At 64.9% G+C, this 6,331-nt stretch carries 6 protein-coding genes; 3 read left to right on the top strand and 3 right to left on the bottom strand.

The window, feature by feature from the left end; genetic code table 11:
• Both AS156_RS15695 and AS156_RS15700 read left to right on the top strand, forming a co-directional pair.
• The coding region (locus AS156_RS15695) for an SRPBCC family protein (RefSeq protein WP_245312830.1) at nucleotides 1–461 on the top strand (461 nt) is incomplete at its 5' end.
• A 2-nt stretch (nucleotides 462–463) separates the two neighbouring features.
• Nucleotides 464–1,402: a YVTN family beta-propeller repeat protein gene (locus AS156_RS15700; RefSeq protein ID WP_066505670.1), complete on the top strand. Its 939-nt coding sequence runs from the start codon at nucleotides 464–466 to the stop codon at nucleotides 1,400–1,402.
• Nucleotides 1,403–1,415: 13 nt separating this feature from the next.
• Here AS156_RS15700 and uvrA read toward each other — a convergent pair whose 3' ends face one another.
• Both uvrA and AS156_RS15710 read right to left on the bottom strand, forming a co-directional pair.
• Nucleotides 1,416–4,394 carry an excinuclease ABC subunit UvrA gene (gene uvrA / locus AS156_RS15705; RefSeq protein ID WP_066505672.1) on the bottom strand — a complete coding sequence of 993 codons (2,979 nt, stop codon included), beginning with the start codon at nucleotides 4,392–4,394 and terminating at the stop codon, nucleotides 1,416–1,418.
• A gap of 262 nt (nucleotides 4,395–4,656) precedes the next feature.
• Nucleotides 4,657–5,316 (bottom strand): outer membrane protein, encoded by a 660-nt coding sequence (locus tag AS156_RS15710; protein WP_066505685.1) that lies wholly within the window; start codon nucleotides 5,314–5,316, stop codon nucleotides 4,657–4,659.
• A 238-nt stretch (nucleotides 5,317–5,554) separates the two neighbouring features.
• On the opposite strand from AS156_RS15710, the gene AS156_RS42065 reads away from it, so the two are divergent.
• The gene (locus AS156_RS42065) at nucleotides 5,555–5,782 is read left to right on the top strand and encodes a hypothetical protein (RefSeq protein ID WP_136626242.1); all 228 of its coding nucleotides are present in this window, start codon (nucleotides 5,555–5,557) and stop codon (nucleotides 5,780–5,782) included.
• Here the strand turns inward: AS156_RS42065 and AS156_RS15715 are convergent.
• Nucleotides 5,746–6,331, bottom strand: a 586-nt coding sequence (locus AS156_RS15715; RefSeq protein WP_245312832.1) for an outer membrane protein, incomplete at its 5' end; no start/stop codon positions are given. The genes AS156_RS42065 and AS156_RS15715 overlap by 37 nt on opposite strands.

Consider the following 6,331-nt stretch of genomic DNA (forward strand, 5'->3'; position numbering starts at 1 on the left):
CCCGCCGCAAGGTGCAGGAATCGATCGAGATCGACGCGCCGCAGGCCAAGGTGTGGGCAGTGATCGGCAATTTCCAGGACATGAACTGGCTCGCGGGCGTCAACAAGGCCGAGGGCGACAGGGGCAACGAGATCGGCGCGACGCGGCGGCTGACGCTGACGGAAGGTGCGACCATCGACGAGGAGCTCTACAAGTACGACGCCGACATGATGAGCTATTCGTACCGGATCACGGCGGTCGATGTGAAGGTGCTGCCGGTCACCAATTATTCCTCGACGCTGACGGTGTCGCCTGCGCCCGACGGCAAGGCGAAGCTGGAATGGGCCGGCGCGTTCTACCGCGGCTATCCCAACAACGACCCGCCACCGGAGCTGAACGACGAGGCCGCGATGAAGGCGGTGAGTGCGCTCTATCGCACCGGGCTTGAGGCGCTGAAGAAAAAGATCGAGAGCGGCACCTGAGCGTGCGGGCGATCCTGTTGGCGGCGCTGCTCGCCGGCCTCACGGCCGTGCATGCAGAGGAGGCGTTCGTCACCAACCAGCTCAGCGATGATCTGACAGTCGTCGATCTTGCGACATCGAAGGCGGTTGCGACCATCGCGATCGGCGGCAAGCCGGCCGGTGTCGCCGTGACATCGGACGGCCGCTTTGCCTATGTGACGAGCCCCGACGCCAAGGCGCTGACCGTGGTCGACGCATCAGCGCGCGAGGTCGTCGGTCGGGTCGATGTCGGCGGCGGTCCGCTCGGCATCGCGGTCGCACCCGACGGCACGACGGTTTATGTCGCCGACTGGTACGCCGCCGCGGTGCGGGTGATCGACGCCAAAGAGCGGCGTGTGGTCGGCAGTATCGCGGTCGGCGCATCTCCGTCCGGGCTCGCGGTGACGCCGGACGGGCGATGGCTGCTGTCGGCCGACCGCGACGACGACAGCGTGTCCATCGTCGATACCGTCACGCGCGAGCGGAAGAGAATCGTGAAGGTCGGGAGCCATCCGTTCGGCGTGACTGTTGATGCCGAGGGCAAGCGCGCGTACGCCGCCAATGTCGGCTCGAACGACGTCTCCGTGATCGACATCGCCGGCGCCAGCGAGATCGGCCGTGTGCATGTCGGCTTGCGCCCCTACGCGGTGGCGCTGGCGCAAGGCCGCGGTTTCACCACCGACCAATATGGCGGCACCGTCAGCGTGTTCGATCTCGCGACATTGCAGCCGTTGAAGCGGATCAATGTCGGAGATTATCCCGAAGGGATCGAGGCGACGGCCGACGGCAAGCGGATCGTGGTCGCGAACTGGGAGAGCAACACGCTCAGTGTGATCGATGCCGTCGAGATGAAGGTCGTCGGCGAGGTCAAGGTCGGCGACGGCCCGCGGGCTTTTGGGGTGTTTCTCAGGCGGACGGAGTAGGACGAGGCGGATGCTACTCCGCCGCCTCACTCGCGCTGCTGCTTTTCCTCGGCTTGCTGTTCGCCTTCTTGAGCACCGGCGCCAAAAACTTGCCGGTGTAGCTGCGCGGCGCTTTCACGATGTCTTCCGGCGGGCCCCAGGCGACGATCTCGCCGCCGCCGTCGCCGCCTTCGGGGCCGAGGTCGATCACCCAGTCGGCGGTCTTGATGACTTCGAGATTGTGCTCGATCACGACAACCGTGTTGCCCTGCGCGACCAGCTCGTGCAGCACCTCGAGCAGTTTTGCGACGTCGTGGAAGTGCAGGCCGGTGGTCGGCTCGTCTAGGATGTAGAGCGTGCGGCCGGTGGCGCGCTTCGACAATTCCTTGGCGAGCTTGACGCGCTGGGCTTCGCCGCCTGAGAGCGTGGTGGCCTGCTGGCCGACATGGATGTAGTCGAGGCCGACGCGGTGCAGGGTCTGGAAGGTTTCGCGCACGCGCGGCACCGCCTTGAAGAATTCGGCGGCTTCCTCGACCGTCATGTCGAGCACGTCGGCGATGCTCTTGCCCTTGAACAGCACCTCGAGCGTCTCGCGGTTGTAGCGCTTGCCCTTGCAGGTGTCGCAGGTGACGTAGACGTCGGGCAGGAAGTGCATCTCGATCTTGATGACGCCGTCGCCCTGGCAGGCCTCGCAGCGGCCGCCCTTGACGTTGAAGGAGAAGCGCCCGGGCTCGTAGCCGCGCGCTTTCGCCTCGGGCAGGCCGGCGAACCACTCGCGGATCGGCGTGAAGGCGCCGGTATAGGTCGCGGGGTTGGAGCGCGGCGTGCGGCCGATCGGCGACTGGTCGATGTCGATGATCTTGTCGATGTGCTCCAGCCCCTCGATGCGGTCGTGCGGCGCCGCGCCCTCGCTGGCGTTGTTGAGCTTGCGGGCGATGGCGCGGTAGAGCGTGTCGATCAGGAGCGTCGACTTGCCGCCGCCGGAGACGCCGGTCACGCAGGTGAACAGGCCGAGCGGAATTTCCGCCGAGACGTTCTTCAGATTGTTGCCGCGGGCGTTGACGACCTTGATGGTGCGCCGGTGGTTCGGCGGCCGCCGCTCGGGGATCGCGACCGACAGCTCGCCGGTCAGATACTTGCCGGTCAGCGACTTCGGATTGCGCATGATCTGGTCGGGCGTGCCTTCGGCCACGATGTGGCCGCCATGCATGCCGGCGCCGGGGCCGATGTCGAGCACGTAGTCGGCAAGACGGATCGCGTCCTCGTCATGCTCGACGACCACGACCGTGTTGCCGAGATCGCGCAGCCGCTTCAGCGTGTCGAGCAGGCGGGCATTGTCGCGCTGGTGCAGGCCGATGGACGGTTCGTCCAGCACGTAGAGCACGCCTGTCAGCCCCGAGCCGATCTGCGAGGCGAGGCGGATGCGCTGGCTTTCGCCGCCGGACAGCGTGCCCGATGAGCGCGACAGGGTGAGGTAGTTCAGGCCGACGTCGAGCAGGAAGGTCAGGCGCTCGCGGATCTCCTTCAGGATGCGCGCGGCGATCTCGTTCTGCTGCGCGTTCAGCGCTTCCGGCACCGTCTCGAACCATTCGCCGGCGCGCTTCACCGAGAGCTCGGCGATTTCGCCGATGTGCTTGCCGCCGATCTTGACGCAGAGCGCCTCGGGCTTCAGCCGGTAGCCGTTGCAGCCGGCGCAGGGCACGTCGGAGAAGTACTTGCCGAGCTCTTCACGCGCCCACTCGCTCTCGGTCTCGCGGTAGCGGCGGTTGATGTTGGTGATCACGCCCTCGAACGGCTTCTTGGTGTCGTAGGAGCGCACCCCGTCCTCGTAGGAGAACTTGATCTCGTCGTCGCCGGAGCCGTGCAGCAGCGCGGCCTGCACCTTCTTCGGCAGATCCTTCCACTTGGTGTCGAGCGTGAACTTGTAGTGCTTGCCGAGCGCAGTCAGCGTCTGGATGTAATAGGGCGAGGACGATTTTGCCCAGGGCGCGATCGCGCCCTTGCGCAGGGTCAGCTCCTTGTCGGGGATGACGAGGTCCTCGTCGATATGCTGCTCGACGCCGAGGCCGCCGCAGGCCGGACAGGCGCCATAGGGGTTGTTGAACGAGAACAGCCGCGGCTCGATCTCGGGGATCGTGAAGCCGGAGACCGGGCAGGCGAACTTCTCCGAGAACAGGATGCGCTCGGGGCCGCTCTTGTCGTGGATCTTCGCGGTCTTCTTCTTGTCCTCGGCCGGAGCGTTCGCAGGCGCGTCGGCATATTCGATCACGGCGAGGCCATCGGCGAGCTTCAGCGCGGTCTCGAAGCTTTCGGCGAGACGCTGGGCGAGGTCGGGGCGCACCACGATGCGGTCCACCACGACGTCGATGTCGTGCGGGAATTTCTTGTCGAGCGCGGGCGCCTCCGCGAGCTCGTAGAAGGTGCCGTCGATCTTGACGCGCTGAAAGCCCTTCTTGAGATATTCGGCGAGCTCCTTCTTGTATTCGCCCTTGCGGCCGCGCACGACCGGCGCCAGCAGATAGAGCCTTGTGCCCTCGGGCAGCGCCAGCACGCGGTCGACCATCTGCGAGACGATCTGGCTTTCGATCGGCAGCCCCGTGGCCGGCGAATAGGGCACGCCGACGCGCGCCCAGAGCAGGCGCATGTAGTCGTAGATTTCGGTGACGGTGCCGACCGTGGAGCGCGGGTTCTTGGATGTGGTTTTTTGTTCGATCGAGATCGCCGGCGACAGGCCGTCGATCTGGTCGACGTCGGGCTTCTGCATCATCTCGAGGAACTGGCGCGCATAGGCCGACAGCGACTCGACGTAGCGGCGCTGGCCCTCGGCGTAGATGGTGTCGAACGCGAGCGAAGACTTGCCGGAGCCGGAGAGACCCGTGAAGACGACGAGCTTGTCGCGCGGAATCTCGACGTCGATGTTCTTCAGATTGTGTTCGCGCGCGCCGCGGATCGTGATCGCGCGCGACGAGGAGCCGGCGGTCGGTTGGCGCTTCGCCTTGAGCACTTCATCCATAGCGACAATTCCGGGCGCGTGAGGTTTGCGCCTTTTTGGGCGCGCGTCACCGGCGATGCCGGGACCTTGCGCCGATGGGTGTGTGAGCACTGGAACGTAGGAAGAACGGCCACAGATTTCCAGTGCCGTGTTGGGTCCATCAACGGATAGTTTGCCGGATGGCAGCAGCCGTCAGCAGCACGGTTCTGCCAAAGCAAAAAGGCCGGCGCGAGGCCGGCCTTTTCGTCACGACGGTCGTGAAAGCACGGGTCGTGAAATTCGATCAGTAGCGGACGACGATCGGGCCGCCGAAGTGGTAGTTCACGCCGACCTGAACGCTGTGCAGGTTGAGGTCGCCGGAGGGAACGCCGAAATACGTCTCGCTGCCGAAGCTGCGATAGAGGTACTCGCCCTTGACCGACCACTGCGGAGCGAAGAACGCCTCGATGCCGGCGCCGACGGTCCAGCCGGAGTGGAAGTTGCTCTGCGAGGCGGTCACGCCGAGCGCAGTGAGGCTGATCTCGTTGTTGGCCCAGGCGTAGCCGCCGGTGCCGTAGAACAGCACCTTGTCGACCGCGAAGCCGATGCGGCCGCGAACGGTGCCGAGCGAGTCGATCTTGCTCCGGGCGGTGACGCCCAGCGCGGAGACCGAAGCGTCGATGCCAGCGCCTGCAGCGTCGACCTCAAGACCGTACACGATGTTGCCGGCCTGCCAGTTGTAGCCGATGGTGCCGCCGCCGAAGCCGCCTTCCATCTTCGGGGTGCCGGCGTCCTCGCTGGCATAGCCACCGAAGCCACCGATGTAGAAGCCGGTCCAGTTGTAGATCGCAGCCGGCGGCGGAGCCTTGACGTACGGCGCACGTGCGGCCATGTCCGCGGCCGAAGCCGGAGCAAACGCGCTCAAAACAAGCATGCCGGCCGATGCCAGCAAAACACTCTTCATTTTCAAAGTCCCAGTCCCATTCTTCTTGTTGTCCCTTCAAGCCTTTGAAGGGCGCGTCACAGCAGTGTTGCCTGACGTTGGCGCGTTTCTACACGGATAGACTGGAACGTGTGTATCAAGAAAACAACAATGCACGGGAAACGTGCAGTTTGCGGCTCCCGTCGGGTACCGACTTGTGCTCTCCGGGCAACAAAGAGGCCGGCATGAAAGCCGGCCTTTTGCCGAATTACATCAGCTCATGGACGATCAGTATCTCGCAACCGCCGGGCCGTCCCAGTTGTGGTGGTCACGGCGCTATATTTCTTTACGATTGATTAACGGCTGGCCGCCGCTGATTCGTCTGACGCTGATCGCCGATGAGCAGCCGAAAAAACAAAAAGGCCGGCGCGAGGCCGACCTTTCGTTCCCCAAGGTATTCCGATCGCGCGATCAGTACCTCGCGACGGTCGGGCCACCCCACCTGTAGTTGACGCGGACGGTCACGAGATCGACGTCCTGGCGATCGCGAATGGTGCTGAACAGCGTGCCCGTGGTGGGGGTCACGAGGTTAAGGGTCTCGTCCTGCATGAACAGGTGATCGTATTCGACGGCGGCCGACCAGTTCGGCGCGAAGCCGAATTCGATGCCCGCGCCGACCGCACCGCCCCAGCGGGTGTCGCTGGCGCTGCCTGCGATCGTGTTGGTGCCGGTCACGAAGGTGCGATAGCGATTGTCGGTCACCGCAGCGCCGCCCTTCAGGTAGAGCAGGGTGTTGTTGACGGCGTAACCGATCTGGCCGGTGAACAGGCCGAAGGCATCGATCTTGGTCTGGTTGGTGAAGATGCCCGGGAAGATCTGGCTGCCGTTGCTGCCCGACAGGTCCGCCCAATCGCCCTGCGCTTCGAGGCCGAACACCCAGGTGCCCGACTGCCAGCGATAGCCGATCTGGCCACCGGCGACGCCGCCCGTTGCGTCATGACAACCGTCCGAACCGATGAAGACGCCGAGCGGCACCTGATCCCAGCAATTGTGGCTC

This window comes from Bradyrhizobium macuxiense, from assembly GCF_001542415.1.
Classification (GTDB): domain Bacteria; phylum Pseudomonadota; class Alphaproteobacteria; order Rhizobiales; family Xanthobacteraceae; genus Bradyrhizobium; species Bradyrhizobium macuxiense.

What these genes read in the sequence shown, in the direction of transcription:
- AS156_RS42065 (WP_136626242.1), top strand. Translation starts at nt 5,555, where the DNA reads ATGGACGATCAGTATCTCGCAACCGCCGGGCCGTCCCAGTTGTGGTGG.
- AS156_RS15710 (WP_066505685.1), bottom strand. Translation starts at nt 5,316, where the DNA reads ATGAAGAGTGTTTTGCTGGCATCGGCCGGCATGCTTGTTTTGAGCGCG.
- uvrA (WP_066505672.1), bottom strand. Translation starts at nt 4,394, where the DNA reads ATGGATGAAGTGCTCAAGGCGAAGCGCCAACCGACCGCCGGCTCCTCG.